The sequence below is a fragment of the Kitasatospora sp. NPDC088346 genome, assembly GCF_044740765.1.
Taxonomy (GTDB): Bacteria; Actinomycetota; Actinomycetes; order Streptomycetales; family Streptomycetaceae; genus Kitasatospora.
In genome coordinates this window covers 1-26,176 of record NZ_JBIURH010000071.1, presented here as the reverse complement: position 1 = coordinate 26,176, position 26,176 = coordinate 1, and the positions used below count along the sequence as shown (strand labels likewise).

The window sequence follows — 26,176 nt, the reverse complement described above, 5'->3', positions numbered from 1 at the left end:
CTACCCGCCTCCTCCACCGTCTTCGCACCACTGCGCCAGTGCTCCGCCATGTCCCGCAGCATGTCCTCGTCGGCCTCCGGCCAACGGGTGCCGGCCAGGAGGAGGAGCACCCACTGGAGGGGCTCGGGCAGTTCGACGGCCATCGGATCAGGCCCTTCCGGTGTGCGTGGTCGGGCGGCCCTGGGCGATGTTGCCAAGCGCACCGGTGGGCATCGTCGGGTTGACCGCGCCGGTGTAGGTGCCGACCTGCGGTGCGGCCGCCACCTCGCCGCCGCCGTCGCTCCGGAAGACGTCGGTGGTGCCGTCCTCGGCGGACTGGTAGTTCTGGGCCATCGCCTTCAGACCCTCGGCGATGTACCGGACGGCGTCGGGCATGCCCTTGAGGCCCTTGAGGGTCTCGGTGCTGTACTTCAGGTAGCCCTTCTCCCCCTCGGCGAACTTCTTCCCGGACTCGTCGTGGCCCCAGGGGGCCGTGGACTGCGTGTGGTCGAGGAAGGCCGTCAGGCCGGTGACCAGTTGGGAGAGCTGGTCGGCGGCCGCGAGCACGGGGCTGACCGCGGCCTGGTACTGGGCGGGGTCGACCCGGAAGCCGGTGCCCGCCGATCCTCCGGAGCCCTGCGACCCCTGCTCGGCGGTCGACGCGCGGCGCTTCGCCGTCGCCTCCCCACCGTCGGGGGGCGTCGCCGCGGCAGCCCGGGTCGTGGCGAGCACCGGACCGGGCTCGCCGCTCCCGACGCCGTCCGCAGCGGTTCGGGACGACCGTTCCATGGGGCGCAGCGCCTCGGCCTGGGCCAGGTGCGCCTGCGTCGGCCGCAACGCGTCCGCCTCCGCCAGACGGGCCGTCGACTCCATCGGCCGCAACGCCTCGGTCCGGGTCAGGTGCGCCTGCGTCGGCCGCAGCGCCTCGGTCTGAGTCAGGTGCGCCTGCTCCATCGGCCGCAACGCCTCGGTCTGGGCCAGGTGCGCCTGCGTCGGCCGCAACGCCTCGGTCTGAGTCAGGTGCGCCTGCTCCATCGGCCGCAACGCGTCCGTCTCCACCAGACGAGCCGTCGCCTGCGCCGGGTGCACCCCCTCCATCGGCCGCAGCGCCTCGTACCCCTCCACCGGCTCCATCCGCTGTGTGTGCAGCGCCTCGTGGACGGGCTCCGTGACGACCGTCTGCCGGGTGGCCCTCACGGCGTCGCGCATGGTCGGGTGGAGGGGCTCCGTCTGTGCCTGCTCATCCATGGCGCTTCCAGTTCCGGGTGTTCGGGGTCCCGGCGGGGTGGCCGGGACGGGGGCGGGGAGTCTTCGATGACGGGCGGCGCGACCGGCCGCGCCACGGATCGGCCTGGGGCCGGCTCATCAGCCGGCCGGGGCCGTCGCCGCGCCGCCGGTGGCGAGCCGGGCGAGCGCTGCCCGCATGAACGGGCTGGGCACCTGGTACCCGCCTTCCTCGCGGAGGGCGGGGCGGGCGGGCTCCGCCGCGGCCCGGGAGTCGGCGGCCGATGCCGGGGCCGACGCCGACGCCGCGGCCGTGGCGGGCGCGGCCTCGTCGGGGCGACCGCGACGGGCGGCGGCGGAGCGAGCCCGGTCGAGGTAGGCCTCGTCGTCGGTGGTGGAGCGGTCGCCGCTCGGGTCGGAAGCCCGTACGGCACCGGTCCCCGCCTCCGCCGAAGCCGAACCCGTGGTCGCAGTCGAAGTCGAAGTCGCAGTCGCAGCAGTGGCCGTGGTCGGGTCCGCCGCGGTGGTCGCGTCGCCACCGCCCTCGGCCGGGGCGGCCGCGTCGGGGCCGAGCAGCGCGGTGGCGAGCTGGTTGAGGAGTGCGTTCTCGTCCGCGGCCGGCTGGGCGGCCGTGGCGTCCTGGGCCGCCTGCGGCGCGTTGGGGTCGTCGGTGCGCGCGGCGTCGAGCCACTGGCGGCGCATCCGCCGCCAGCGGCGGTCGTTGTGCTCGAAGTGGCCTGCCTGGCCGTCGACTCCGGCGTCGGAGAGCGCCGACTCCTCCTCGTCCTCCGGCCCGTTCTCGCCGAAGCGGCTCGGCCGGACGAACCTGTTGCCGCTGCTGCGCTCGGAGCGGCTGCCGCCGCCCGGCATGCCGCCGGGGCCGTGGCCGCCGGCCATACCGGCCGCTCCGGCGGTGCGGCTGGTGCCGCCGGCACCGGCCGCCGCGCCACTCGCGGATCCGCCGCGACCGGTGCCGCCGAGGCCGGAGCCCGAGCCGGACCGCATGGCGCTGTCGCCCGAGCCCGCCGCGGTGCTGAGGCCGGACTTTCCGGGGACGATCCGGCCGCCGGCGCCGGAGACCGAGCCGCCGCGCCCCAGGCCGCCCGGCGCACCGCCCGACAGCCCGCGTCCGGCACCGCCCGCGCCACCGACACCGCCGCCGCCGACGCGCGAGCCGGTACCGCCGACGCCGCCGACTCCCCCGCCGACGCGCGAGCCCGTACCGCCGACGCCGCCGACCCCGCGCCCGCCGACTCCACCCGCACCCCCGATGGCGCCGGGACGCGTCGCGGTCCCTCCGCCGGGCGTGCCGGGGTAGCGGGCGCTGCCGGGCCGGGACGCGCCGCCCACGGGGCTGCCACCGCCCATGCCGGTGAGGCCGCCGAACGGGGAGCCGCCGCCGAAGGGCGAGCCCGCCGCGCCACGGCCGCTGCCGCCGCCGTCGAAGATGGAGCCCCCGGCCGGTGTCCCGGACCACGGGGTGAGCCCGGAGGGGCTGTAGGTGCTGCCGCCGGCGCCGGCGCCGCCGGTGTAGCCGGGCAGGCCGGACAGGCCCAGGCCGGGCGAGGTGCTCGGCTTGAACACCGGCATGCCCGCGCCCCCGCCGCCGCCCACTCCGCCGCCGCCGAAACCGCCCGCACCACCGCCGAAGCCGCCCGCACCACCGCCGCCGAAGCCGCCCGTTCCGCCGGTGCCCATGCCCGCGCCGGCCACCGTCCGGCCGACCGGGGAGGGCGCCTGGAAGGGCTGGAGGGACGAGAGTTGCGGCTTGTACGCGCTCCCGGTGCCGCCGTCCGGTCCGCCGGACACGCTGACGTCGCCGGGCATGGCGGTGCCCCCGGGGCCGCGCGGCACTCCGTCGGTCGCGGTCAGCGAGTCCAGTCCGGTGGGGTGCTGGAGGGTGGTGGCGTCGAGGCCGGTGAGGGCGGTGGGCCGGGTGGGGCCGGTGCCCGAACCCGAGCCACCGGAGCCGCCGAGGGAGGCGACCTGGCCCGCGCTGGTCATCCGCTCGACGTGGCCGGCGCTCTGCCGGAGCATCGTGTCGACGCTGGAACCGACCTGGCCCACGTAGGTGTTGTAGGTGTCCGCGGCGGTCTTGATGCCCTCCGACTGGGCGATGTCGTCGTGCTTGCCCGCCGGGTTCTGCTCCATGTAGTCCTTGGCGTACTGCAGTTCCCGGACCATCTCGGTCTTGGTCTGGGTCACGGCCTCCTGCGCGCCGCGCAGGGAGCGCGCCATGGCGATCCCGGCGTCCAGGGTGGTGACCGCGTGCGACTGGTCGGTGCCGGCGTACTTGCGCAGGTAGCTCTCGAAGCTGTCGGCCGCCGCGCCGGACATGTTGGCCATCGCCCGGTTGGCGCTGGCGACGATGGTGCGCACCGCCGGTTCCGCGGCCTTGTTCCAGGCCTCCCAGGCGTCGGCCAGTTCGGCCAGCAGTTCTTCGTTGGCGTTGGGGAAGAGGATTCCGGAGCCGTGTTCGTTGCTCTGGACGACCTTCAGCACCTCGGCGAGGTCGGGCGGGAGCTCGATCATGACGGGGTTCGCTCTTTTCGGCTGGCTGGCCGGCTGGCCTGGGGCGGGCGGTGTGGTGGCACGGTGCCGTGTGGTGCGGTGTGGTGGCACGGTGCGGTTGGGGCGGGGCGGTGCAGTGGGGCGGGGTGTTCCGGTGGGCGGTGCGGTGGCGCGTGGGACGAACTGCTGGCGTGGGTGGCACTACTGACGGTGCATCACCCTCGACGGACATGGTGTCCACCGGGCCGGGCCGCCAATCTCCACCGGCGGAGGGCGGGGCGACGGCCCGGCGGGCGCAGCGACCGCCGGGACCGGGCAGGGCCTAGATCAGCATGTTTCGGCCACCGGCCGGAGCGTGCGGTTCGCGTTCGGTGTCGGAGTCCCGCTCGTTGTACTCCAGGTCCGGCCGGTCCGGGTCGTGGTAGCTCGGCGCGGAGTCCGGCGAGGACGTGGTCAGGGTGACCGGGTCCTTCTGCGGGACGGGCGGGGTGACCGGGGTGGGGCGCGAGGCCGGGACGGCGTCGTTCTCCGCGCGGGCGCCGTTGAGCCGGGTCAGCTCGGCGGCCTGTGCGTCGTCGGTCTGCCGGTGCTGCTTGCACATCAGCTCCAGGTTGGCCGCCAACTGGGCCGACGTCTGTAGGTACTTGCGCACCCCCTCGAACACCTGCTGCTGGTGCTCGGGCAGGCCGCCGACGGCCGAGCCGCCGCCGGTCAGCGACTTGCCGACCGCGTCGGTGCCGTACGCGGCGGCCTTGATCTGCTTGATGACGGCGTCCAGGCGGGCCGTCGGCGCCTCCATGTCGTCGAGCATGGTCCGGATCGCCTTGGCCGCGGCCTCGACCTCGTCGAGATTGATCTGGAACGACTTACCGCTCACGTGCTGTCAACCCCTTCCCCCCAGGCTTGCGCCCGGTCCCGTCCGGCCCGGTCCCAGGGTGGACCGGGCCGATGAACGATCACAAAACGCCGTTCCCGCCGCCGGGCGGGACGGCCTCCCCCGTCAGAGCGTGGTCGCGCCGCCGGGGCCCACCACGTGCAGTCCGGTGTCGCCGAAGGCGATGGCGAGCGGGACGCGGTCGATGCCGGCCTCGTTGAGCAGCGTGCCGCTGGAGACGTGCCACAGGCGTAGTGCCGCCTGCTGGTCGCCGGTCGCCAGCAGGGCCTCGCCGTCGAGGTTCTGGAAGACCACGCTCCGGACGGCGGCGTCGCCGCCGGCGAGTTCGGCGACCCGGGTGCCGTCCTGGGCGTCCCACAGCAGGACGGTGCCGGCGGTGCTGCCGCCGACGACCACCTGCCGCTCGTCGAGCGTGCCGAACGCGAGCGCCTCGACCGGGCCCCCCAACCCGGTCAGTTCGGCTCCGGGCCGGCCGTCCTGGGCGTCCCAGAGCCGTACCACGCCGTCCGCGCCACCGGTGGCGACCGTGCGCCGTCCGGCGACCGGGCCGACGGCCAGGGCGGTCACGCCGCGCGGGTCGGCGGTGAGCCGCAGCAGCGGGCGGCCGGTGGCGGCGTCGCGGATCCGGACGGTGCCGTCGGCGCCGGCGGAGACGAGCACGGTGTCGCCGTCCTCGCCGGGGTCGGCGAAGGCCAGTCCGAGGACCGCGCCGGTGTGCGGCGTCGGGACGGACAGCGGCGCGCCGTCCCGCGGGTCCAGGCAGTGGACGGCTCCGGTGGCGGTGCCGCACACGATCAGCGGCCGGTCGTCGGTGCGGCACAGGGCCACCGAGGTGACCGGGCCGCCGTCCGGGACGGTGGCCCGCAGTTCGGTGCGCAGGGTGGCGTCCCACAGGCGCAGCGAGCCGTCGCCGTAGCCGGCCGCCAGGACGGGGCGGCCGTCCAGTTCGCCGGAGGCCAGGGCGTTGACGGGGTATCCGGTCTCGGCCGGGGCGCAGTCGCCGAGGCCGGCGCCGGTGGCCGGGTCCCAGAAGGTCAGGTTGCCGCTCTCGTCGCCGGTGACCAGGGTGGGCCGGCCGGCCGGGTTGACGGCGGCCAGTCCGGTGAGCCAGCGGCGTTCGGCGGGCCAGCCGTTGAGCGCCTTGCCGGTGTAGACGTCCCAGGTGCGGACGGTTCCGTCGAGGGCGCACGAGGCGAGCAGCGGGTCGGTGTCGAGGGTGAGGAAGGCGAGTCCGGTGACGGTGCCGGAGTGGCCGGTCAGTTCCGCGACGGGCTGGCCGGTGGCGAGGTCCCAGAGCCGGATCGAGCCGTCGAGCCCGGCGGAGGCGAGCACCGCCTGGTTGCCGAGGGCGAGGACGGCGAGGACGGTGACCCGGTCGGTGTGGCCGACCAGCAGGTGGAGCTGTTCGCCGGTGGCGGCGTCCCAGACCCGGACCACGGCGTCGTCGCCGGCGGCGGCCACCAGGTCGAGGTCGGCGCAGCGGGCGTGGCAGAGTGCCGCGGCGCCGTTGCCGGCGACCGGCAGCAGGCCGAGCGCGCGGCCGTCCTCGGCGTGCCAGGCCTGGATCTCGCCCTCGCGGCCGGCCGAGAAGACCAGCGGTACGCCCTGGACGAGTCCGGCGGTGACCGCCTGGGCGCCCTCGCCGCCGGCGGTGCCGTGCAGCAGGGCGCCGGTGGCGGCGTCCCAGACCTGCACGGCGCCGTCCTCGCCGCCGACGGCGAACAGGTCGCGGCCGCCGGCGGTGCCGAGGGCGACGGCGGTGGGCAGTACGCCGGCGTCGGAGTCGGAGCCGCCGAGCGGGACGGAGCCGTCCAGGGTGGCCAGTCCGAAGCCGAGGCCGGGTTCGGCGAGGGCGTAGGCGGGGCGGCCGGCGACGGTGCCGATGGCGGCCGCGGGCCGGGCGGCGGGCTCGGCGGGCGCGGGGTCGGGCTCGTCGAGGGCGATCAGCGCGCTGGGCAGACGGCCGGCGCCCGCCGGGTCGAGGATCTGCGCGGCGAGCGCCTCCAGGGCGTTGCCGACCCCGGGCAGGGGTGCGGCGGTGGTGTCGTCCCAGACCTGGTCGCCGGCCGGCAGCAGGCCGAGCGCGGCGAGCCGGCGGCCGGTGGCGGGGGTGGTGAGGGCCGGGTCGTCGGCGGCGACTCCGGGCCGGGCCTTGCGCAGCGCCGACAGGACCCGCTTGACCAGGGCCGGGTCGATGCGGCCGGTGCGGATCACCACTGCGTCGGCGGTCCGGCGGCCGGCCCGGACGGCGCCGTCCGGGCCGACGGCCAGTTCGACGTACCCCGAAGGGAGTCCCTCGTGGCCGCTGGTGAGCAGCAGGCCAGGGCCGACCGGTGCGTCAGGCTCTGTCCCGGTCTCCGGAGTTCCGGCTTCCACCGACATGTCGCTCTCCTCTCGACGGGTGCCCCGTCGGTTCCGTTCCGCCGCGAAACGCCCCCCGCGCACGGTCCTGATGCGGCGTCAGCAAAGGTCCTCGGGCGTAAGGGTGGCGTATACGGCGTCGTGCAGTCTGTGGGTCCGGGAGCTGCGGAACAGTTCCGACCGGTATCCCGCTCGACGGAATCCGATATACGCACCAACCACCTGAACCGGCATGTTCTCGGCGGCAGCGTACGCGTCAATCCGGCCCAGTTCCAACTGCTCGAAGCCGAACCGACAGAGCAGCCGGAGGGCCGCGCTCGCCACCTTGAGACTACGCGCCGCGGGTAGCAGCCAGACGGCGGCCTCGGCAGCGCCCTCGGCGGGGCGCAGGTCGACGAGTTCGGCCCAGCCGACCGCGGCGCCGTCGCCGAGCGCCACCGAGAAGTAGGCGGCCCGTCCCTGGGCCCAGAGCAGGGGCGGGACGGTGGCGATCCAGCGTTCGGCCGAGGCGAGGTCCTGATGGGGGATCACTCCCTGCATGAACTCCCGCACCAGGGGGTCGCGGGTGCCGGCCAGGACGGTGGCGGCGTCGCCGGCCTCCGGGCGACGGATCGTCACCTGACCGTCCACCAGGGTCGGTGTCGGCAGCGAGTTCAGCGGGCGCATGGTCAGCCCCCTTCGACGCGCCGGGCGGCCCATCAGATCACCTCTACGCGCGAAGATCAACCCGCCGCCCGGCGGGGTCGGACCACCTCCACAGGCCCGGCCGGCGCCCTCGCGGACACGGTCGGACACGAACCGCCCGCGGCCTCCGGGGCGCCCGTCGAGGGGGTGCGGCCACCCAGTGGTCTGAACCGCCGACCGGCCGCGGCGGCAGGCTTTTACTCACCGGTAACAATCGGGCGGGGCGCGGGCGGGGCTCCGGCCCGTGCGTGGCCCGTGCGGCGCAGCAGGTGGCGCCGGGCCGTCCCGATGTGGTGCAGGCTGGGTGGCGGGCCCCCGTTCGCACGCTCCTCCGCTCCGGAGGCGCGGACCGGGATCGCCCGGCCCCGCGACGGGCGGGGTCACCGGTGCGGAAGGAGGCCGTGATGGCCAGGCCGGTGTGGACCGGGGTGCTCTCGTTCGGACTGGTGACCGTTCCCGTGTCGCTGTACACGGCGACCGACAGTCACACCGTCCGCTTCCACCAGCTGGAGCGCGGGACCTCGGACCGGGTGCGCAACAAGCGGGTCAACGAGCGCACCGGCGAGGAGGTGGAGTTCGCGGACATCGTCAAGGGCTTCGAGGTCTCCTCGGGCGAGTACGTGATCGTCGAGCCGGACGAGCTGGAGCAGATCTCGCCCGGGCGCTCGCGCACCATCGACGTGTCCGGGTTCGTCGACCTCTCCGAGGTGGATCCGATCTTCTTCGACAAGACGTACTACCTGGGACCGAAGGGCAAGGAGTACACCAAGATCTACGGCCTGCTCACCGAGGCGCTGGAGCGGAGCAACCGGGCCGGACTGGCGATGTTCGCGATGCGCGGCAAGGAGTACCTCACCGCGGTCCGCGCCGAGAACGGCCTCCTGGAGCTGCACACCATGCACTTCGCCGACGAGGTCCGCGATCCCCGCCGCGAGATCGACAACCTCCCCGCCGGCGAGGCGACCTACAGCGGCCAGGAGCTCGGCACCGCCGAACAGCTGATCGACATGCTCGCGGTCGACTGGAACCCGGAGGACTACCACGACACCTTCGAGGAACAGGTCCGCAAGCTGATCGAGGACAAGGCCGCCGGCCGCGAGATCGCCGTCTCCCAGGGCCCGCAGGCCGAGGCCACCAACGTCGTGGACCTGATGGACGTGCTCCGGCGCAGCCTGGAGAGCGCCCGCGGCGGCGCCGGGGAGGCCGGGAGCGGTGGTGCGGGCGGCCGGGGCCGGGCCGCGGCGAGCGGATCCGCGGGACCAGACTCCGAAGGCGGCGGCACCGGCCCGAAGTCCGCCCGCACCCCGAAGGCCGCGGGCGGGACGAAGAGCACCTCCGCCACCGCCCGGAAGCCGGGCCCCTCCACCAAGAAGCGGACCGCCGGGAAGGGGCCCGCCACCGCTCAGGAGGACCTCTCCGCCCTCACCAAGGCCGAGCTGTACCGGCGCGCCACCGAGTACGACATCGCGCACCGCTCCACCATGACCCGCGACGAACTCCAGGCGGCCGTCCGCAAGGCCGGCCGCCGGCTGCGCACCGCCTCCTGAGCGCGGCCGGCCCGGCGGGTCCCCCTAATGACCGCGTCCGGGTGGCGCCCGGCACGCCGGGCCACAGGCTGGTGCCTGACCGATCCGTTCGCATGCGCCCCGCTTTCCCGGCGGCGGCCGCCCGGTGTCGCGTCGACCCGTTGCTCATCGATCCAGGAGACCCCGATGGTTCGCCCCCCGTTCCTTCCCGCCTCTCCCGTCGGGTCGGGCCTGATACCCGCCCCCGTTCTCGACCTTCCGGCAGACGCCCTGCGCGCGAACCCGCTTCCTGTGATCCCGCCGGGCGCGGACCCGGCCGGCGAGGACCTGGCCGCAGCGGTGATGGACTCGGCGGCGTGCCGTCCGGTCGAGGAGGTCGCCGACCTGCTGCACCGGCTCGACCCCGACCGCGCCCCGGCCCTGCGCCGGGCGGCCGCGGCGCGGCCGATCGAGGACCTGGTCCGGCTGCTCGCCCTGCTGCGCCCACGGGACCCCTTCGGCGCGGACGAGATCCTGCGCACCGCCGTCCTCACCAGGCCCGCGGACGACGTCGCCCGGCTGACCGCCCGGTTGGCACCCGTACCCGACAGCGGCATCCGGGCGGCGCTGTGCGCGGCGGCGGCGCTACGGCCGGTCGCCGACGTCGCGCAGCTCGCCGAACTCCTTCAGGCGGCTCCCGACACGTCCGAAACGTCCGAAGCGCTCGCCGCCCTCGACACCGCCGACGCCCGGGGCACGGCCGCCGCCGCCCACGTGCTCGGCCCCGGCACCGCCCCCGGCACCGGGGAGACCATCAGCGGGCGGGCGGCGGATGCGGACGGTCCCCAGCAGAGGCCTGCGGCCGCACCGCGGGCGAGGGTCCGGGTGCGGGGGCGTCGCGCGCGCTCGCCGCTGCGGTGGCCCGCCGCCGTCGCGCTCGTCGCCAACGCCGCCCTGCACCTCCCGCTCATGCTCCCGCTGTGGGGCCAGAACCCGGTCGCCGACGCCGTGTTCACCGCGGTCTCCGCCCTGTGCCTGCTGCTCGCCCTCCTGCTCGTCCTGCGCGACGCACCGTGGGTCTGGATCGCCGGGGCCGCCGTCGGCGGGTCCGCCATCACCGGGTACCTGCTCGGCGGTGGCACCTCCCTCACCGAGGTCACCGGCGACATCACCCAGTGGCAGACCCACCTCGGGCCCGCCGCGCTCGTCTGCGAGGCGGCACTGATCGCCCTGACCCTCACCCACGCCGCGGCCCGCCGCCGCAGACGGCCCGCCGACAGCGGGCCGTTCACGCCGGCCGCCTGACGCGGTTCCCCCGGGGCCCGTCCCCCGCGCCGGAGTTCACCGGCCGCGGGGGACGGGCCCCGGTCACCGACCGAGGGCCGAACGGGAGACCGAGAAGCGGGAGTTGGCACACGAGGTCGGGGCGGCGGGGATCAGGCGGTCCACCGGCGGTGCCGGGCGCGCCAGGCGAGGGACGGGCCGGCGCCGGAGTCGGCGGCCGCGATCAGCAGCCCGCCGCACATCGACAGGTTCTTCAGGAAGTGGATGCGCTGCTGGGCGCGTTCCCGGTCGTCCTTGATCTCCCAGAACCGATGGCCGGCCAGCGTCACCGGGATGAGGCTCACGGCCAGCGCGAGCGCGGCGGGCCGAGCGAGGCGGCCCGAGGCCAACAGGGCACCGGCCACGATCTGCGTGGCGGCGTTCAGCCGGATCGCCGTCCCGGGCCGCTGCGGAACCCCTGGGACGTGCTCCGACAGCGAGTCGACCACCGCTTCGGCGGCGGGCTCCAGACGGCCGGGGTTCAGGAGGGCGTCGGCGCCTCCGTAGAGGAACATCGACGCCAGCATGGGTCGTGCACACGCTCTGATGAGGGACATGCCCCGCGTCTTTCCGATCCCCGGGCGGTCAACCGTCACCGGCCGGACGGGGACGCCGAGGAACCCGATCACGATCAGCGGCCGGCCGCCCCAGGCGTGGCGGGGCTCCCGCCGGCTCCGTCACCGTAGGCGTCGTCCCGGTGGGCTGCGGACCGGGTGTCCCGGTCGGGCCGGTCGGAGCGGCTCCCTGGGCCCCCGACCGTTCCAGCACGTCCAGGGTGGCGGGCAGGTCCAGCTCGACCCCGGGGCTGCCGGGGCCGGCCGCCCGGGCGAAGCGGAACGCCCCGTCGTGCGAGAAGAGCACCTCCACCGACGACCCCGGCCGGGTCAGCACCAGCCGCTCCGCCGCTCCCGGCCCGTGCGGGATCCGGTCCACCAGCCACCCGGTCCGCTCCGCCCAGGCGTACAGGTCTGCCTGGTCCTCACTCAGCGGCAGTTCGAACACGTACTCGCGCATGGTGCCTCCCGGCTCCCCCCGAACGGACCGATGGTCCCGGGCGCGCGGCCCGGGACCTGATGGACGGCTCCGCCGTGACTCGCAGCGGCACGTCGGCGTCTGTCCGGAAAGGCCGGCGACAAACGAACAGGCGAACGGCCACCAGCCGGTCGGGACGCATCGACGGCCGGGAGCCGGGCAGACGCCGCAGCGGCCCCAGGGCGGGCCCACTCCCGATCAGCCGGGCGGGCACCGGGCGTGCGCCGGGTACGGCGGCGGGCACCGGGGCACTCACCCCGGGCAGCCGGTTCAGTGCCGCGTCAGCCGATCGAGCCCAGCCAGTCGAGCTCGGCCTCCACGCGTTTGCCGGCCCCGGTGAGCGGCACGGTGCGCACGTGCGCCGCAAGGCGGTGCACCGCGTTCAGCCCGACACCGCCTCCGCGGCCGGTCAGGTCGGCGGGCCGCAGCTTCGGCAGGACGGGGCTGGAGTCCTCCACCTCCACGATCAAGCGGTACGGGTAGAGGGACAGCCGCAGCCGGCACAGCCCGGGAGCGTGCCGCAACGCGTTGCTGACGAGCTCGGTGACCAGCAGCAGCGCGTCCTCGACGACCGCCTCCGGCGCGGGCGGGCCGTCCGCCGAGGTCCGGAGCGCGAGGAACGCCCGGGTGAGGTGACGGGCGGTGGCCAGCGCGTCGGGCCGGGGCGGAACGGCGACACGGAGCTGCACCGGGTGCCAACGGGGGTCGAGCCCGGGGAGCGTCATGGTGGGGACCTTCGACGACGGGACAACGCGTGGTGGGGAGGTCGACCGTCGGCGGACGGTGGCACTGCTCGTGGGGGGACGTCTACCCGGCCCCGGCGGACGATGCGTCGACTCGCGCATCCGTTTCGCCCTCTGCCCGGCCGGGCAGACGCCGGGCGATCCGCAGGAAGGGAAGAGGAGGAGCCGTGGACGACGCCCCTCAGGGTGGCTCCGGCGGCGTGCCCGGCCGCCCGAGCAGCGGGTGAAGACCGTCCGGGCCGGCCGTCCGGGCGGCGACGGCCCACACCAGCCAGGAGGCAGAACGTGACGCGCGACGAGCCCGGGAGCGCCGCGGCGACCGGACGGGACGAGACGCCCCAGGAACGCGCGGACCGGCTGTGGGGCGAGATGCTCCAGGAGGTCCGGGTCACCCAGACCGGCGCGCAGATCCTGTTCGGCTTCCTGATCGGCGTCGCCTTCACCCCGCGCTTCGCGGCCCTGCCCGACTTCGACCGGAACCTGTACGTCGTCACCGTCGTCCTCGGCGCGATCGCCACCGGATCGCTGGTCGCCCCGGTCGCCTTCCACCGGTTCCTCGCCGGCCACGGCATGAAGCCCGAACTCATCCACGTCGCCGGCAGGCTCATCGCGCTCGGCCTGGTCACGCTGGCCCTGACCATGTCGGCCGCCCTGCTGCTGCTCCTTCGGACGGCGACGGGCGACCCGGCCCTCTCCTGGGTGCTCAGCGGCTGCGTCCTGCTGTGGTTCACCGTGACCTGGCTGGTGCTGCCGCAGATGGTGCTGCACCGTATCGCGGGACGCCGGCGCGACCGAATGCCACGCTGAGCGGTTCTTTCCCCCGCCAGCGGGCAGGAGCCCGGCAGAAGCGGGGGCGCGGGGCCGTCGTCGGTGGCCCGGTGCAGCAGATCTCCTGCCCGGCGGGCGGTTCCCGGTGACGCGGCCGCCCCCGGGCGCAAGGCTCGGTGAGAATCATGACCGCGAAGGCCTCGTCACGCTGGCTGATCACGTTCCCCGGCCCGCAGGGCTGCCACGGCACGCAGGAGTGCGTCGTCGTCGAGCACCGCGGCGCCCTGGGCCCGGGCGGCCACCGCCTGTACACCGACGTCGGCGGCACCGTCCGGGTGGAGATCACCGACTCGGGCGCCGCCCACCTCCTGACCGGCGGCACACTGCCGGTGCCGGACACCCCCGTCCACGCCCAGCCGCTGCCGACGGCTCCGCGGCAGCGCCTCCTCGCCCGGCTCCCCCGGCCGGCCGGCCCCGCCGCCGATCCGGTATCAGGCCGGGCGGGCGCGGGTCGGGCTCCGGGCCACGGGTAGCCGCCGTGACGCCACCCCGGCTCACTCGCCGCCGCTTCCGGCCCCGCCGCTGCCGCTGCCGGGCAGGAACTCCTGGATCTTCGCCTTGAATCCCTGCTTCACCATGGCGCCCCGGTCGCTGTCGCCGTGCACGACCGCCGAGGCGGCGGCGGTGACCTGGTCGAGGGTGGCGTGCGGCGGGATCGGCGGGACGGCCGGGTCGGTGCGGAAGTCGATGACGAACGGCCGGTCGGCCGCGAGGGCCTGGCGCCAGACCTGTTCGACCTCGGCCGGGTCCTCCACCCGTGCGCCGTACAGGCCGAGCTGGACGGCGAAGTCCGCGTACCGCACGTCCGGGAGGTGCTGGGAGGGCTCGAACCGGGGGGCGCCCTGCATGGCGCGCATCTCCCAGGTGACCTGGTTGAGGTCCTGGTTGTTCAGCACGGCCACGACCAGGCGCGGGTCGGACCACTGCCGGTAGTACTCGGCGGCGGTGATCAGTTCGGCCAGGCCGTTCATCTGCATCGCGCCGTCGCCGACGATCGCGATGGCCGGCCGGTCGGGGTGGGCGAACTTCGCCCCGATCACGTACGGGACGCCCGGTCCCATGGTGGCCAGGGTGCCCGACAGGGAGCCGCGCATCGTGCCGCGCATCCGCAGGTGCCGGGCGTACCAGTTGGCGGCGGAGCCGGAGTCGGCGGCGAGGATCGCGTTGTCGGGCAGCAGGCCGTCCAGGGCGTGCACCACGTGCTCGGGGTTGATCGGGTCGGCGGCGACGGCGGCGCGCCGCTGCATCACCTCCCACCAGCGGGCGGTGTTGTCCTCGACCGTCTCCCGCCAGGACCGGTCCTCCTTGCGCTTCAGCAGCGGCAGCAGCCGGGCCAGCGACTCGGCGGCGTCGCCGACCAGGTTGACCTCGAACGGGTAGCGCAGCCCCACCATCGACGGGTCGGCGTCGATCTGCACGGCCCGGGCCTTGCCGAACTCGGGGAGGAACTGCGTGTACGGGAAGCTGGAGCCGACGACGAGCAGGGTGTCGCAGTCGCGCATCATCTCGTAGGACGGCCGGGTGCCCAGCAGCCCGATCGAGCCGGTCACGTACGGGAGGGTGTCGGGCAGCACGTCCTTGCCGAGCAGGGCCTTGGCCACGCCCGCGCCGAGGAGTTCGGCGAGCTGCTCGACCTCGGCGCGGGCGCCGCGGGCGCCCTGGCCGACCAGCACCGCGACCCGCTCCCCCGCGTTGAGGATCTCCGCGCACCGGGCGAGGTCGTCGTCCGCGGGGACCGCGGCGTAGCGGGCGACGCCGAGGCTGGAGGGGACCGTCCTGAAGGCGTGGGCGGGCGGTTGGTGGTCCAGCTCCTGCACGTCGGCCGGGACGATCACCGCCGTCACCGTGCGGCTGGTGGCGGCGATCCGCATCGCCCGGTCGAGGACGTTCGGCAGTTGCTCCGGCACGGTGACCATCTCGCAGAACGCGGAGGCGACGTCCTTGTGGAGCGAGAGGAGGTCCACCTCCTGCTGGAACGAGCCGCCCATCGCGCTGCGGTCGGTCTGGCCCACGATCGCGACGACCGGGACGTGGTCGAGCTTGGCGTCGTACAGGCCGTTCAGCAGGTGGATCGCGCCGGGCCCCGAGGTGGCGGCGCACACGCCCGTGCGGCCGGAGAACTTCGCGTACCCGACGGCCTCGAACGCGGCCATCTCCTCGTGCCGGGCCTGGACGAACTGCGGCTTGTCGTCGGCCCGTCCCCAGGCCGCCAGCAGCCCGTTGATGCCGTCGCCGGGGTAGGCGAAGACGTGCTCCACCTCCCATTCCCGCAGGCGCTGGAGGATGTGGTCCGAGACCTTCATCTGCGTGTGCTCCGTTCGCAGTTCGGTGCGCCGGGTGTCTCGCCGGCGGGAGAGCGGGAAGTCCCTCGGCGGGGCGTCTCACCCGTCGGGGCGGTCCGAAACAGGGCGGCGGTGCGGCGCTCAGGGCCGTTCGTCCTCCGGCCAGGTGCTGGTGTCGCGGGGCCGGACGTACGGCTCCTCGTCGCTCGGCAGGCCGCCCTCGACGGCGCGTTCGCGGGAGAGCTCGGCGTCGAACTCCAGGCCGAGCAGGACGGCGAGGTTGGAGATCCACAACCAGACGAGGAAGACCACCACACCGGCCAGGGTGCCGTAGGTCTTGTTGTACGAGGCGAAGTTCGCGACGTACAGGGCGAAGCCGGCCGAGGCCGCCAGCCAGAGCGCGACCGCGAGCACGCTGCCGGGCGATATCCAGCGGAACCCGCGGTCGCGCACGTTGGGCGCGGCCCAGTACAGCAAAGCGATCATCAGCACCACCAGCAGCACCAGGACGGGCCACTTGACGAACGACCACACCGTCAGCGCGGTGCTCCCGATGCCCAGCGCCCGCCCGCCCCGGTCGGCCAGCGGACCGGTGAACACCACGATCACGGCGCTCGCCGCCAGCATCGCCATCAGCAGCAGCGTCAGCCCGAGGCGCAGCGGCGTGGTCTTCCACACCGGACGGCCCTCGCGGATGTCGTACACCGCGTTGGCCGAGCGGATGAACGCCGCCACGTACCCGGAGGCCGCCCACAGCGCGGCCGCCAGCCCGACGACCATCGCGACCGTGCTGGTGGCGCCGCTGTTGCGGAGCTGGTTCACGGCGTTGCGCAGGATGTCCCGGGCGGGGCCGGGGGCGAGGTCCTGGAGGTTGTCCAGGACGGACGTGGTGGCGGACTGCCCGACGACGCCGAGCACCGACACCAGGACGAGCAGCGCGGGGAAGATCGCCAGGACGCCGTAGTAGGTCAGGGCCGCCGCCCGGTCGGGCAGTTCGTCGTCGAGGAACTCCTTGCCGGTCCGGCGCACCACCGCCCACCAGGAGCGCCGGGTCAGCTCACCGGGCTCGTCCGGCGCCGCCGCCTCGACCCGGGCGCTCGGGCCGGGGCGGTCTGTACGGTCGTGGTCCCCGGCGGGGTCTTCGCGGCTGAAGTGGGATGTCATGCCGTGCGTCTGTCCACGACACGCGCGGTGATGCACGGACCGGGGTGTCCGGAAGCCGGAGCGGACGGCGGACCGCGGACGGCGGCCGTTCTGCCGCCCACCGGGCGACGCGGGCGCCGCGCCCGGCGCTGCGCGGCGGTGACCGGCCGCACGGACGGCAGGGTGAACGGTGTGACGATGCTGACCCGCCGCGGTGCCGGCGCGCTGCTGCTCGGGTGGCTGACCGCCGTCTCGCCGCCGCTGTCCGCGGTCGCGGCCGTGGACGGCGGCGCGGGCCGGCCGGGCGCCGCCGAGCGGATCGCGCCCGGCGTGGAGTACCGGGCGTTCTCGGTCCCGGGTCCGCACGGGAGCACCCGGGTGCACGTGCTGACGGTCGACCTGCGCCGCGGGGTCCGGGCCGGGCTGCTGTACCCCGGGGCGGTGGCGGCCCGGCGGGCGGTGTCCCGGATGGTCGAGGAGCAGGGCGCCGTGGCCGGGATCAACGGGGACTTCTTCGACATCGACGAGCGGCAGCACCCGGGTGTCGAGGCGACCGGCGCCGCCTCGGGGCCCGCGGTGCTGGCCGGGCGGGCGCTCAAGGCGGCGGTGCCGCAGGGGCAGCGTTTCGGCTGGGCCCCGCCGCCGGGCGACACCAGCCGGGACGTGGTCGGCGTCGGGGTGGACGGTGTCGCGCGCACCGGCCAGCTCACCCTGCGCGGCCGGCTGCGGACCCGTGGGGGCAGCCTGCCGCTGGGCGGCCTCGACCAGTACGCCCTGCCGGTGGGCTCGATCGGCGTGTTCACCCCGCAGTGGGGGCCGCCCTCGCGGGCCCGCGCCGTCTGCGGCACCGACCTGGTCCGGGCCGCACCCTGCACCGGCGACAGCCACGAACTGACGGTCCGGGCGGGCCGAGTGGTGTCCGTCGCGGACCGGCCGGGGAGCGGGGCCCTGCCCGCGGGCACCCTGGTGCTGCTCGGCCGGGAGGGCGGCGCCGAAGCCCTGCGCCGGCTGGGCGTCGGCACCGCGGTCGAGGTGGACTACCGGCTCACCTCCGACGGACCGGTGCCGTTCACCTTCGCGCTGGGCGCCTATCCGCTGCTGCGCGGCGGCCGGCCGCTGCCCGGCCTGGACACGGCGGCGGCCCTGCCGCGCTCGGCGGTCGGACTCGCCGACGGGGGGCACGTCCTGCGGCTGCTGTCCACCGACGGCCGCGAGGGCGACTCGACCGGGCTGACCCTGAGCGAACTCGCCGAAGTGCTGCGCTCGCTGGACTGCGAGGAGGCGTCCTACCTGGACGGCGGGGCGTCCGCCACCCTGGCCACCCGGGACCCCGGCAGCGGCCGCGTCACCGTCCGCAACCACCTGGACCACGACACGGAACGCGAGGTTCCCAACGGCATCGCGGTGTTCGCCCGCTGAGCCGGCCGCCGCGCAGATCGACGGCGGGCCCTGCGCCGCGGACGTCGGCCGGATCGGGACCGAGGTCGAGCCGCCCGCCGGACGGGGCCGGTCAGGCGATCTCCGTCGCGGCCTCCTCCAGGAACGCCTCGACGGCCTGCCGGCACACCGCGCTCAGCCGGGCGGAGTCGGCCTCGTCCCCGGCCTCCCCCAGCGGCCAGTGCGAGTCGAACGCGGCGCGCGCCGCGTCCCGCACCCGGCTGCTCCCGGTCACCAGGATCACCCGGAACAGCGCCTGGCGGGCCGCCGACCGGGCTTCGAAGACCAGCGCCCGTACGGGCTCCGCGTCCTGGTCCGGCCGCCGTCGCTGGGTGTGCCAGCGGTTCAGCTGGACCCGCGACAGCTCGGCCATCGCGGCCGCGAATCCGCTGTAGGCCTCGACCCGCTGGGCCCTGATGTAGCCGTCCCGGCCGCTGCGTTCGGCCCGGCCGGCCAGCCGGAACTGCAGGAACGACGTCAGACCTGCGCCGAGCAGTGTGCCGAGCACGGCCACCGCGGCGGTTGTTGTTTCCCCCACCGGACCATCAAAGCACGCGCCCGGCCGCCACCCGGTGCGGGTGACGAACGGGAGCGCGAGCCGGATCAGGTGTGGGCGCCGGGTCAGCCGTGGCGGGTGGAGGCGCAGCGCAGGCAGGTCCGCGCCGCCGTGCGCACGTCGAGCCGGTCCGGGGCGATCGGCTCGCCGCACTCCTCGCAGCGCCCGTACACGCCGTCCTCCAGCCGCTGTGCGGCGTGGTCGAGTTCTGCGCGGAGTTCCCGGGCCTGGGCCAGCAGCGCGGCGACGTGCGAGCGTTCGAAGGCGGTGCTGGAGCCCTCCGGGTCGTGCTCGTCGTCGACCGCGACGTCCGCGTTGGCCTCGACGATCTGCGCGAAGTCCCGTTCCAGGCCGGTGATCCGGGCGTCCGCGAGGGCACGCTCGGCCGCCAGCCGCCGTGCGACCGCCGCGTGCTCCGCTGCGGGGACACCGTCCTCGCGGTGCGAGTCCTCCATCGTCGGCAAGAACGCCGGGGGCCGGCCCGCCATTCCGCTCAGCGCGGCCGGCGGGCGCCGGAACGGCCGGCGGAGCCCGAGGGGCCGTGGCCTTCGAGCAGGTGGACGCGGCACTGTCCGGAGCCGGCCTCGGCCGGTGCAGGACCGGCGGGGGTCGCCCGGCCCGGGGCACCCGGTGCAGCGTGCACGCCCCGGACCACCCCCCACCTGTGCCCGGCCCGGGCTGATCCCGGGCGGACGGCGAGGCCGGGCGGGGGCGCGGCCGGGCAGGTGTCAGGCGACGGTGAGGACGATCTTCCCGGAGGTGCCGCCCTTCTCTGCGGTGCGGTGGGCGTCCGCGGCCCGCTCCAGCGGGAAGGAGGGGCCCATCAGCGGGCGCAGCCGCCCGGTCCGGACCAGGTCGTTGATCGCCAGCAGCCCGGTGCGGTCCGGCTGGACGAGCATGAAGCCGGCCCTGATGCCCCGCTCGGCGGCTTGCGGAATGACGGCGTCCTCCTCCGGGGAGGGCAGCGAGACGAGCGTGCCGCCGTCCCTGAGGGTGGCGAGGCCCGCGGCGGTGTTGGCGCCGCCGAGGCTGTCGAGCACGAAGTCGACGTCGCGGACGACGGTGTTGACGTCGACCGCGGTGTAGTCGAGCAGTTCGTCGGCGCCGAGGGTGCGCAGGGTGTCGTGGTGGGCCGTGCGGGCGGTGGCGATCACGTGCGCCCCGAGCGACGCGGCGATCTGGACGGCGAGGTGGCCGACGCCGCCGGCCGCCGCGTGGATCAGGACCCGCTGGCCGGCCCGCACCCGGCCGACGTCCACCAGGGCCTGCCGGGCGGTGAGGCCGGCGAGCGGCAGCGCGGCGGCCTCGGCGTGGCTCAGCTCGGCGGGCTTGCGGGCGAAGTGCCGGGCGGGGGCGGCGACGTACTCGGCGTAGGCGCCGGCCGGGGCGGGGAAGAGCGGCATCCCGTACACCTCGTCGCCGGGCTGGAACAGCCGTACGCCGAGGCCGACGGCCTCCACGACGCCCGAGACGTCCCAGCCGAGCACGAACGGGGGCGTGCCGAGGAACGCACCGTGCTCGCGGGTCTTCCAGTCGATCGGGTTGACGCCGGCGGCGTGGGTGCGGACCAGGATCTCGCCGACGCCGGGCTCGGGGCGCTCGATCTCGGCGAGGCGAAGCACCTCGGGGCCGCCGAGGGTGTGCTGGGTGACGGCGCGCATGGTCGTGCTCATGGGAGTCCTTCCGGGGTGGTTCTTCGTTCCGGTGTCCACCCTCCGGCAGGCGGCGACGGCGCACCAGTGGCCCGATGGCCATGATGTGAAAGAATCGGGCCATGCACCGCATCGTCGTTCTCGCCCTCGACCAGGTCTATCCGTTCGAGCTGGGCATCCCGGCCCGGGTCTTCGCGATCGCCCGCACCCCCGGCGGGGAGCCGGCGTACGAGGTGGTGGTCTGCACCGTCGACGGCGGCCCGGTGCGCACCAACGGCGGGTTCGGGGTGACCGTCGACCACGCGGCCGGGGTGCTGGCGACGGCCGACACGGTGATCGTCCCGCCGTTCTCGCCGCCGCACCAGGTCTACCGGGACGGCACCCTGCCGGGGCCCGTCGCCGAGGCGCTGGCCCTGGTCAGGCCGGGGACGCGACTGGTCACCATCTGCGCGGCCACGTACGTGCTGGCCGCCGCCGGACTGCTCGACGGGCGCCCGGCCACCACCCACTGGGCGTTCACGGAGTCGTTCCGCACGCTCTTCCCGCGGGTGCGACTCGATCCGAAGGTGCTCTTCGTGGACGACGGCGACGTCCTCACCTCTGCGGGCGCGGCGGCCGGGATCGACCTGTGCCTGCACATCCTGCGTCAGGACCTGGGCAGCGAGGAGGCCAACCGGGTCGCCCGGCACTGCGTGGTGCCCCCGTGGCGGGACGGCGGCCAGGCCCAGTACATCGAACGCCCGGTGCCGCAGTCGTCCGTCGCCACCACCGGCCCGACCCGCGCCTGGGCGCTGGACCACCTCGGGCGGCAGCTGCCGCTGGCGGAGCTGGCCGCGCACGCCTCGCTCAGCGTCCGCACGTTCACCCGCCGCTTCCGCGACGAGGTCGGGCTGAGCCCCCAACAGTGGCTCGCCCAGCAGCGCGTCGCCCTCGCGCGATCGCTGCTGGAGACCACCGACCTGCCGGTGGACGCGATCGCGCACCGGTGCGGCTTCGGCACCGGCACCTCGCTCCGCCAGCACTTCCACGCCGTGGTCGGCGTCCCGCCCCTGGCGTACCGGCGCACCTTCCGGGCGCAGGAGCCGGCCGCCTCGTAGGCCCTGCCCGGTCCACCTCGGTCCACCTCGGTCACGGAGCGTCATCACCCGTTTGCGCGCGCCGCGGTCCGGCGGGACGATGAAGGCGGGGCGGGCCGCTCCCCTGCGCCAGCCTGATCACCGAGGAGGCGGCAGGTCATGACGGAATTCGATCCCGGACCGCCGGAGCAGCTCGCCGGCCTGTTCGCGCAGGTGCCCGACCCACCGGTCCGGTCGGCGTTCTGGTTCGACTGGGGCCCGGTGTTCTACCGCGGCAGGCTCGACGGGTCGGCCCGGGTGCTGGTCGTGGCCTCGGACCCGGGGCCGACCGAGCGGATCGCCGGGCGCAGCCTGGTCGGCAACGCCGGGCAGCGCGTGCAGGGCTTCCTGGCCAAGCTCGGTCTGACCCGCTCCTACGTCTGCCTGAACGGGTGGGCGTACGCGGTGCACCCGAGCCAGGCCCTCGCGATGAAGGAACGGCTGGCCGAGCCCGCGCAGGCGAAGTGGCGCAACGCCGTGTTCGACCTGGCGACCGGTGGGCAGCTCCAGGCCGTGGTGGCGATGGGCTTCATGGCGCAGGAGGCGGTGCGGCTGTGGACCGGGCGGCCCGCGGTGGAGCTGGTCGAGGTGCCCCATCCGTCCAGCCACGACACCGCGGCGCTGCTGGACGGCTGGCGGGCCGCGGTCACCCGGCTGCGTACGGTCGTCTCGCCGGACACGGACGGTGACAACACCGGGCCCGGCTACGGAGACGTCTTCACGGAGTCGGACTACGGCGCCGTCCCCCGCCGCGACCTGCCGTTCGGCGCACCCGCGTTCCTGGGCGACGACGCCTGGGTGCGCGCCACGCCCGGCGGGGCGCAGAACTCGGTCGGCCGACCCTCGCCCGACGACGGCCACACCCTGGTCTGGAAGGCGCCGGGCTGATGGCGGTCGTGCTGCGCGGCACGGTCGTCACCTTCGACGCCGAGCACCGGATCCTCGACCCGGGGGCCGTGTACGTCGGCGACGACGGTCGCCTGGCCGGGGTGCTCACGGTGGACCAGGCGCCGCCCGCGGGGTTCTCCGGGGCGCCGAGGATCGACACCGGGGCGCTGATCCTCCCGGGCCTGGTCGACCTGCACAACCACATCGCCTACAACACGCTGCCGCTCTGGGAGGCGGTCGGCGTCCCGTACCTGCACCACGACCGCTGGGTCGGCGAGACGGACCCGCCCGCCTACGCCACGTCGGTGACCTGGCCCGCCAAGGTGCTCGGGCGGGCCGCGCCCGAGGCGCTGATCAAGTACGCCGAGGTGAAGGCGCTGATCGGGGGGACCACCTCGATCCAGGGCGCGCCCCGCTCGACCCGCCCGGTGGACGGCTGGCTGCTGCGGATCATCGACAACGAGAAGCTTCCGGCCGGTACCGACATGGTGATGACGGCCGCCCTCCAGCTGGACGCCGAGGTGCTGCGCGAGGACCGGGCGCCACGGCTCGACGGCACCCGCGTACTGATCTACCACGTCGCGGAGGGCAGGCCCGGGACGATCGTGCACCGCGAGTTCGAGGAGCTCGAACCGTGTCTGAAGCCGGGCCTGATCGGCGTGCACGGAACGGCGCTGGACGGCGCGGACTTCCGGCACTGGCACGACGCGGTGGCGGGGATCGACGACGCGGAGCGGGCGACCGTGGTGTGGTCGCCGTTCTCCAACTACTGGCTGTACCACGGCACGACGGACGTGGCCGAGGCCGACCGGGCGGGCCTGCGGATCGCGCTCGGCTCCGACTGGTCGCCGTCCGGCACCAAGCACGTGCTGGGCGAGCTCAAGGTCGCCGACGCCGTCAACCGCCATGAGTTCGACGGGCACTTCGGCGACCGCGACCTGTGCGACATGGTCACCGCCAACCCGGGCGACGCACTGGCGACCGCCTGGGGGCCGCAGGTCGGGCGGCTGCAGGACGGCAGTGCCGCGGACCTGCTGGTGCTCGAACGCCACGATCCGGCCGCGGACCCGTACCGCAACCTGATCGGCGCCACCGAGCGGCACATCGGCCTGGTCCTGGTGCGCGGCCGCCCGTTCTACGGGACGGCCGCGCTGATGGCCGCGGCCGGCGCGACGGACGCCGACCCGATCACGACGGCCGGCCGGCCGCGGCGCGTGGTGGTGCGCCGGCCGGACCGGACCGACGCCCGGCTGGACTGGCCCGGGGTCCTGGGTGCGCTCGAAACGGTCCACGCGGACCCGGCCGCCGCCTGGCGCGACTCGCAGGCCGCCCTCACCGCCTGGAGCGGGACGCTCGACGACCGCGAGGCGCCGCTCGTCCTGCTGGGCGACATGCCGGAGGGCAGCTCCGACGCGTTCGCCGGGGCCGACGCGCCCCCGCCGGGTCTGGTCGTGCCGCGCCCGGACGCGCTGACCCACGACGCGGCGTACTTCGCCGCCGTGGCCCGCAGCGGTGTGCCCCAGCTCCAGCACCTCGCCGCCTACTACGCCTGAGGTCCCGGCGGCACGCCCGCGCGGCGGCCGGGGGGCTCAGTCGACCAGTACGCCCGGGTTGAGCAGGCCCTGCGGATCGAGGGCTCGCTTGGCCGCCCGCAGCGCGAGCGCGAAGGGTTCGGGACGCTGGCGGTCGTAGCCGGGGCGGTGGTCGCGGCCGACGGCGTGGTGGTGGGTGATGGTGGCCCGGTGGCGGTGCAGCACCTCGGTCGCGACGGCCTTGAGGTCGTCCCAGACGGCGACCTCCGAGCCCGGGCGGCCCGCCGCGAGAACGGTGAAGTACGGTGCGGCACCGTCCGGATAGACATGGGTGAGGCGGCAGTTGACGAGCGCCGGGTGACCGGTGGCCCGGTGCGCGGCGGCGCCCACCTCGGCCCGGACGGCCTCGATCAGGGCGGGCAGCCGGTCCCAGGTGGTCGCGGTCTCGAAGGTCTCCGCCACCGCGCCCATCCGGGCCAGGCCGTCGCGCACGTACGGCATCCGCAGGAAGGCCGCGCGCCAGGCGTCGACGGCCCCGCCGGCCGGCTCGCCGCGCCCGGGGGCCGGTTCGCCGCCGAGTCCGCCGTGGTCACGCGCGAGGGCGACGGCCCGGGCGAGGCGGTCGTCGACCGGGGCGAAGGCCGACTCGAAGCCGAGCACGAGCACCGCCGAGCCGTCCTTGGAGGCGCCGGACAGCGCGGCCTCACCCGCGTCCAGCAGCCGGCAGTTGGCCGGGGCGAGGTCGGACTGCGCGACGGTCCGTACCGCGTTCAGCGCCCGGCCGAGGTCCCGGTAGGCCAGGGCGGCGGAGGCCCGGTACCGGGGACGGTCCTGGAGCCGCATCCAGGCTTCGGTGATCACCCCCAGCGCGCCCTCGGAGCCGAGGAAGAACCGGTCGGGCGAGGGACCGGCGCCGGAGCCCGGCAGCCGCCACGACTCGCCGGTGCCCGCCGGGGCGACCACCCGCAGCGACTCGGTGAAGTCGTCGATGTGGGTGGGCCCGGTGGCGTAGTGACCGCCGGCCCGGGTGGCGAGCCAACCGCCGAGGCTGGAGAACTCGAAGCTCTGCGGGAAGTGACGCAGGGTCAGGCCGTGCGGGCGCAGCCGGTCCTCCAGGGCCGGGCCGAGCACACCGGCCTGGATCCGGGCGGCGCGGCTCTCCGGGTCGACCTCCAGCACCCGGTCCATCGCTCCCAGGTCGAGGGAGAGCACCGTGCGGTGCGCGTCGCCCCGGTACTCCACGCCGCCGGTCACCGACGTCCCGCCGCCGTACGGGACCACGGCGGCGCCCTCGCGCCCGGCCCAGTCGAGGAGGTCGGCCACGTCCTGCTCGCGGGCGGGGCGGGCCACCAGGTCGGGCAACCGGCCGGGCCGCCCCCGCAGGGCCCGCATCACGTCGCGGTAGGCCTTGCCCATGGCGTGCGAGGCGCGCGCGTCCGGGTCGGCGGTGAGCAGGTGCGCCAGCGTCCGCGGTATCCGGACGGCCGGGGCCGCGACCCCGAGGTCGGCGACCCGGGGCACGGGGAGCGGGCGCGGCAGGGTGCCGGGAAGCAGGGCGCCGAGCGCGGTGCACTCGGCGTCGCCGAGCTGTGCGTCGGCCCAGCCCCAGCCCCACCACGAGCGGGCGCGGGGCAGCGGGTTCGCGGGATCGGTCATGGTGTGCGGCTCCTCGGGGAAGCTGAACTTACCTAGGGGTAAATTACCTTAGGGTAAGATCTCGTCCCGTGACCACCACCCGGAGCAGAGCGGGCACCAAGGGCGTCCCGCGGGCCCACCGTGAACAGCAGATCCTCGCCGCCGCCACCACCGAGTTCGGCCGCCGCGGCTACGAGGGCGCCTCACTCGCCGCCATCGCCGAGCGGGTCGGCGTCACCAAGACGCTGCTGCACCAGTACTTCGGCGCCAAGCAGGACCTCTACCTCGCCTGCCTCGCCCCCGTCGGGGAGCGGCTGCTGGGCGCGATGCGCGCGGCCATGCCGGACGGCGCCGGCGCGCCGGACGCCCCGCTCGCCGTGCTGCGCGCCGTCTTCACCGCCCTGGACGGCGCCCGGGAGGGCTGGTTCGTGCTCTATGACACCTCCCTGCCCCCCGACGGCGAGGCCGCCCGCGCCGCCGGGGAGTACCGCTCGGCCATCGACCGCCTCGCGGCGAGCGGCTCCGCCGACGTCCTGCGCGCCGCCGCCCCGCCCGGCCCCGCCGACCCCCTCGACGCGGACGCCCTCAGCTACGCCTGGCGCGGCCTGGTCACCGCCCTGGTGCACTGGTGGATCCGCCACCCCGACCAGTCCCCCGACGCCATGGCCCAACGCTGCGTCCGCCTCTTCGCGGTCGCCGGCACGGTCTTCGGGCGCGCCTAGGGCCTGCGCGTCCGGTCGATCGTGCCGGACAGGGCCTAGAAGGCTCGTGAAGATCTTGCTGAGGGGCTGTCTGGCTGCGGGCCGGGCGGCCCCTTCTGGTTATGCGCTGGCGGGGGTGAGGTGCCAGGT

General features: G+C 75.5%; 23 protein-coding genes. 9 read left to right on the top strand and 14 right to left on the bottom strand.

From position 1 onward, the window contains the following. Positions 1–147: 147 nt before the first annotated feature. From ACIOFR_RS38840 to ACIOFR_RS38820, 5 genes are all read right to left on the bottom strand, one after another. Positions 148–1,227 carry a WXG100 family type VII secretion target gene (locus tag ACIOFR_RS38840; protein WP_401005030.1) on the bottom strand — a complete coding sequence of 360 codons (1,080 nt, stop codon included), beginning with the start codon at positions 1,225–1,227 and terminating at the stop codon, positions 148–150. Between the two features lie 117 nt (positions 1,228–1,344). After that, positions 1,345–3,735 (bottom strand): hypothetical protein, encoded by a 2,391-nt coding sequence (locus ACIOFR_RS38835; RefSeq protein ID WP_401005028.1) that lies wholly within the window; start codon positions 3,733–3,735, stop codon positions 1,345–1,347. Between the two features lie 301 nt (positions 3,736–4,036). Continuing rightward, positions 4,037–4,591, bottom strand: a complete 555-nt coding sequence (locus ACIOFR_RS38830; protein WP_401005026.1) for a hypothetical protein — start codon at positions 4,589–4,591, stop codon at positions 4,037–4,039. A gap of 123 nt (positions 4,592–4,714) precedes the next feature. Continuing rightward, positions 4,715–6,991, bottom strand: a complete 2,277-nt coding sequence (locus ACIOFR_RS38825) for a WD40 repeat domain-containing protein (RefSeq protein ID WP_401005024.1) — start codon at positions 6,989–6,991, stop codon at positions 4,715–4,717. 78 nt (positions 6,992–7,069) lie between these two features. Continuing rightward, complete coding sequence (locus ACIOFR_RS38820) at positions 7,070–7,636, bottom strand: GNAT family N-acetyltransferase (RefSeq protein WP_401005022.1); 567 nt, start codon at positions 7,634–7,636, stop codon at positions 7,070–7,072. A gap of 422 nt (positions 7,637–8,058) precedes the next feature. On the opposite strand from ACIOFR_RS38820, the gene ACIOFR_RS38815 reads away from it, so the two are divergent. Both ACIOFR_RS38815 and ACIOFR_RS38810 read left to right on the top strand, forming a co-directional pair. Continuing rightward, complete coding sequence (locus ACIOFR_RS38815; protein ID WP_401005020.1) at positions 8,059–9,201, top strand: Ku protein; 1,143 nt, start codon at positions 8,059–8,061, stop codon at positions 9,199–9,201. A gap of 165 nt (positions 9,202–9,366) precedes the next feature. Further along, a complete protein-coding gene (locus ACIOFR_RS38810) occupies positions 9,367–10,464 on the top strand; it encodes a hypothetical protein (protein WP_401005019.1) in 1,098 nt (365 codons plus the stop codon). 131 nt (positions 10,465–10,595) lie between these two features. Here ACIOFR_RS38810 and ACIOFR_RS38805 read toward each other — a convergent pair whose 3' ends face one another. The 3 genes from ACIOFR_RS38805 to ACIOFR_RS38795 all read right to left on the bottom strand — a co-directional run bounded on the left by ACIOFR_RS38805 (position 10,596) and on the right by ACIOFR_RS38795 (position 12,239). Further along, the gene (locus ACIOFR_RS38805) at positions 10,596–11,009 is read right to left on the bottom strand and encodes a DoxX family membrane protein (RefSeq protein WP_401005034.1); all 414 of its coding nucleotides are present in this window, start codon (positions 11,007–11,009) and stop codon (positions 10,596–10,598) included. Positions 11,010–11,067: 58 nt separating this feature from the next. Further along, positions 11,068–11,496 carry a hypothetical protein gene (locus ACIOFR_RS38800; RefSeq protein ID WP_401005017.1) on the bottom strand — a complete coding sequence of 143 codons (429 nt, stop codon included), beginning with the start codon at positions 11,494–11,496 and terminating at the stop codon, positions 11,068–11,070. Between the two features lie 299 nt (positions 11,497–11,795). After that, complete coding sequence (locus tag ACIOFR_RS38795) at positions 11,796–12,239, bottom strand: ATP-binding protein (protein WP_401005015.1); 444 nt, start codon at positions 12,237–12,239, stop codon at positions 11,796–11,798. A gap of 303 nt (positions 12,240–12,542) precedes the next feature. Here ACIOFR_RS38795 and ACIOFR_RS38790 point away from each other — a divergent pair, with 303 nt between their 5' ends. Both ACIOFR_RS38790 and ACIOFR_RS38785 read left to right on the top strand, forming a co-directional pair. After that, on the top strand, positions 12,543–13,064 hold the full coding sequence (locus ACIOFR_RS38790; protein WP_401005013.1) for a DUF6328 family protein: 522 nt from the start codon (positions 12,543–12,545) through the stop codon (positions 13,062–13,064). 146 nt (positions 13,065–13,210) lie between these two features. Next, positions 13,211–13,558 (top strand): DUF6296 family protein, encoded by a 348-nt coding sequence (locus tag ACIOFR_RS38785; RefSeq protein ID WP_401005011.1) that lies wholly within the window; start codon positions 13,211–13,213, stop codon positions 13,556–13,558. Positions 13,559–13,579: 21 nt separating this feature from the next. Here the strand turns inward: ACIOFR_RS38785 and ACIOFR_RS38780 are convergent, their stop codons facing one another. Further along, positions 13,580–15,388, bottom strand: a complete 1,809-nt coding sequence (locus ACIOFR_RS38780; RefSeq protein ID WP_401005009.1) for a thiamine pyrophosphate-requiring protein — start codon at positions 15,386–15,388, stop codon at positions 13,580–13,582. 120 nt (positions 15,389–15,508) lie between these two features. Continuing rightward, positions 15,509–16,531: a YihY/virulence factor BrkB family protein gene (locus ACIOFR_RS38775; protein WP_401005007.1), complete on the bottom strand. Its 1,023-nt coding sequence runs from the start codon at positions 16,529–16,531 to the stop codon at positions 15,509–15,511. 177 nt (positions 16,532–16,708) lie between these two features. Here ACIOFR_RS38775 and ACIOFR_RS38770 point away from each other — a divergent pair, with 177 nt between their 5' ends. After that, positions 16,709–17,929, top strand: a complete 1,221-nt coding sequence (locus ACIOFR_RS38770) for a phosphodiester glycosidase family protein (protein ID WP_401005032.1) — start codon at positions 16,709–16,711, stop codon at positions 17,927–17,929. 91 nt (positions 17,930–18,020) lie between these two features. Here the strand turns inward: ACIOFR_RS38770 and ACIOFR_RS38765 are convergent, their stop codons facing one another. The 3 genes from ACIOFR_RS38765 to ACIOFR_RS38755 form a co-directional block, all read right to left on the bottom strand. Continuing rightward, on the bottom strand, positions 18,021–18,485 hold the full coding sequence (locus ACIOFR_RS38765; RefSeq protein ID WP_401005005.1) for a hypothetical protein: 465 nt from the start codon (positions 18,483–18,485) through the stop codon (positions 18,021–18,023). A gap of 83 nt (positions 18,486–18,568) precedes the next feature. Then, positions 18,569–18,958, bottom strand: a complete 390-nt coding sequence (locus ACIOFR_RS38760) for a TraR/DksA family transcriptional regulator (RefSeq protein ID WP_401005004.1) — start codon at positions 18,956–18,958, stop codon at positions 18,569–18,571. 273 nt (positions 18,959–19,231) lie between these two features. Continuing rightward, positions 19,232–20,176, bottom strand: coding sequence for an NADP-dependent oxidoreductase (locus ACIOFR_RS38755; protein ID WP_401005002.1), 945 nt, complete (start codon positions 20,174–20,176; stop codon positions 19,232–19,234). 101 nt (positions 20,177–20,277) lie between these two features. On the opposite strand from ACIOFR_RS38755, the gene ACIOFR_RS38750 reads away from it, so the two are divergent. The 3 genes from ACIOFR_RS38750 (at position 20,278) to ACIOFR_RS38740 (ending at position 23,711) form a co-directional block, all read left to right on the top strand. Then, positions 20,278–21,252 (top strand): GlxA family transcriptional regulator, encoded by a 975-nt coding sequence (locus ACIOFR_RS38750; protein WP_401005001.1) that lies wholly within the window; start codon positions 20,278–20,280, stop codon positions 21,250–21,252. A gap of 138 nt (positions 21,253–21,390) precedes the next feature. Further along, positions 21,391–22,158 (top strand): hypothetical protein, encoded by a 768-nt coding sequence (locus tag ACIOFR_RS38745; RefSeq protein ID WP_401004999.1) that lies wholly within the window; start codon positions 21,391–21,393, stop codon positions 22,156–22,158. After that, positions 22,158–23,711 (top strand): amidohydrolase family protein, encoded by a 1,554-nt coding sequence (locus ACIOFR_RS38740; RefSeq protein ID WP_401004998.1) that lies wholly within the window; start codon positions 22,158–22,160, stop codon positions 23,709–23,711. The genes ACIOFR_RS38745 and ACIOFR_RS38740 overlap by 1 nt, the downstream gene beginning before the upstream one ends. A 36-nt stretch (positions 23,712–23,747) precedes the next feature. Here the strand turns inward: ACIOFR_RS38740 and ACIOFR_RS38735 are convergent, their stop codons facing one another. Further along, positions 23,748–25,346 (bottom strand): FAD-binding oxidoreductase, encoded by a 1,599-nt coding sequence (locus tag ACIOFR_RS38735; protein WP_401004996.1) that lies wholly within the window; start codon positions 25,344–25,346, stop codon positions 23,748–23,750. 68 nt (positions 25,347–25,414) lie between these two features. On the opposite strand from ACIOFR_RS38735, the gene ACIOFR_RS38730 reads away from it, so the two are divergent. Next, positions 25,415–26,047 carry a TetR/AcrR family transcriptional regulator gene (locus ACIOFR_RS38730; protein WP_401004995.1) on the top strand — a complete coding sequence of 211 codons (633 nt, stop codon included), beginning with the start codon at positions 25,415–25,417 and terminating at the stop codon, positions 26,045–26,047. The last annotated feature ends 129 nt before the right edge of the window (positions 26,048–26,176 follow it).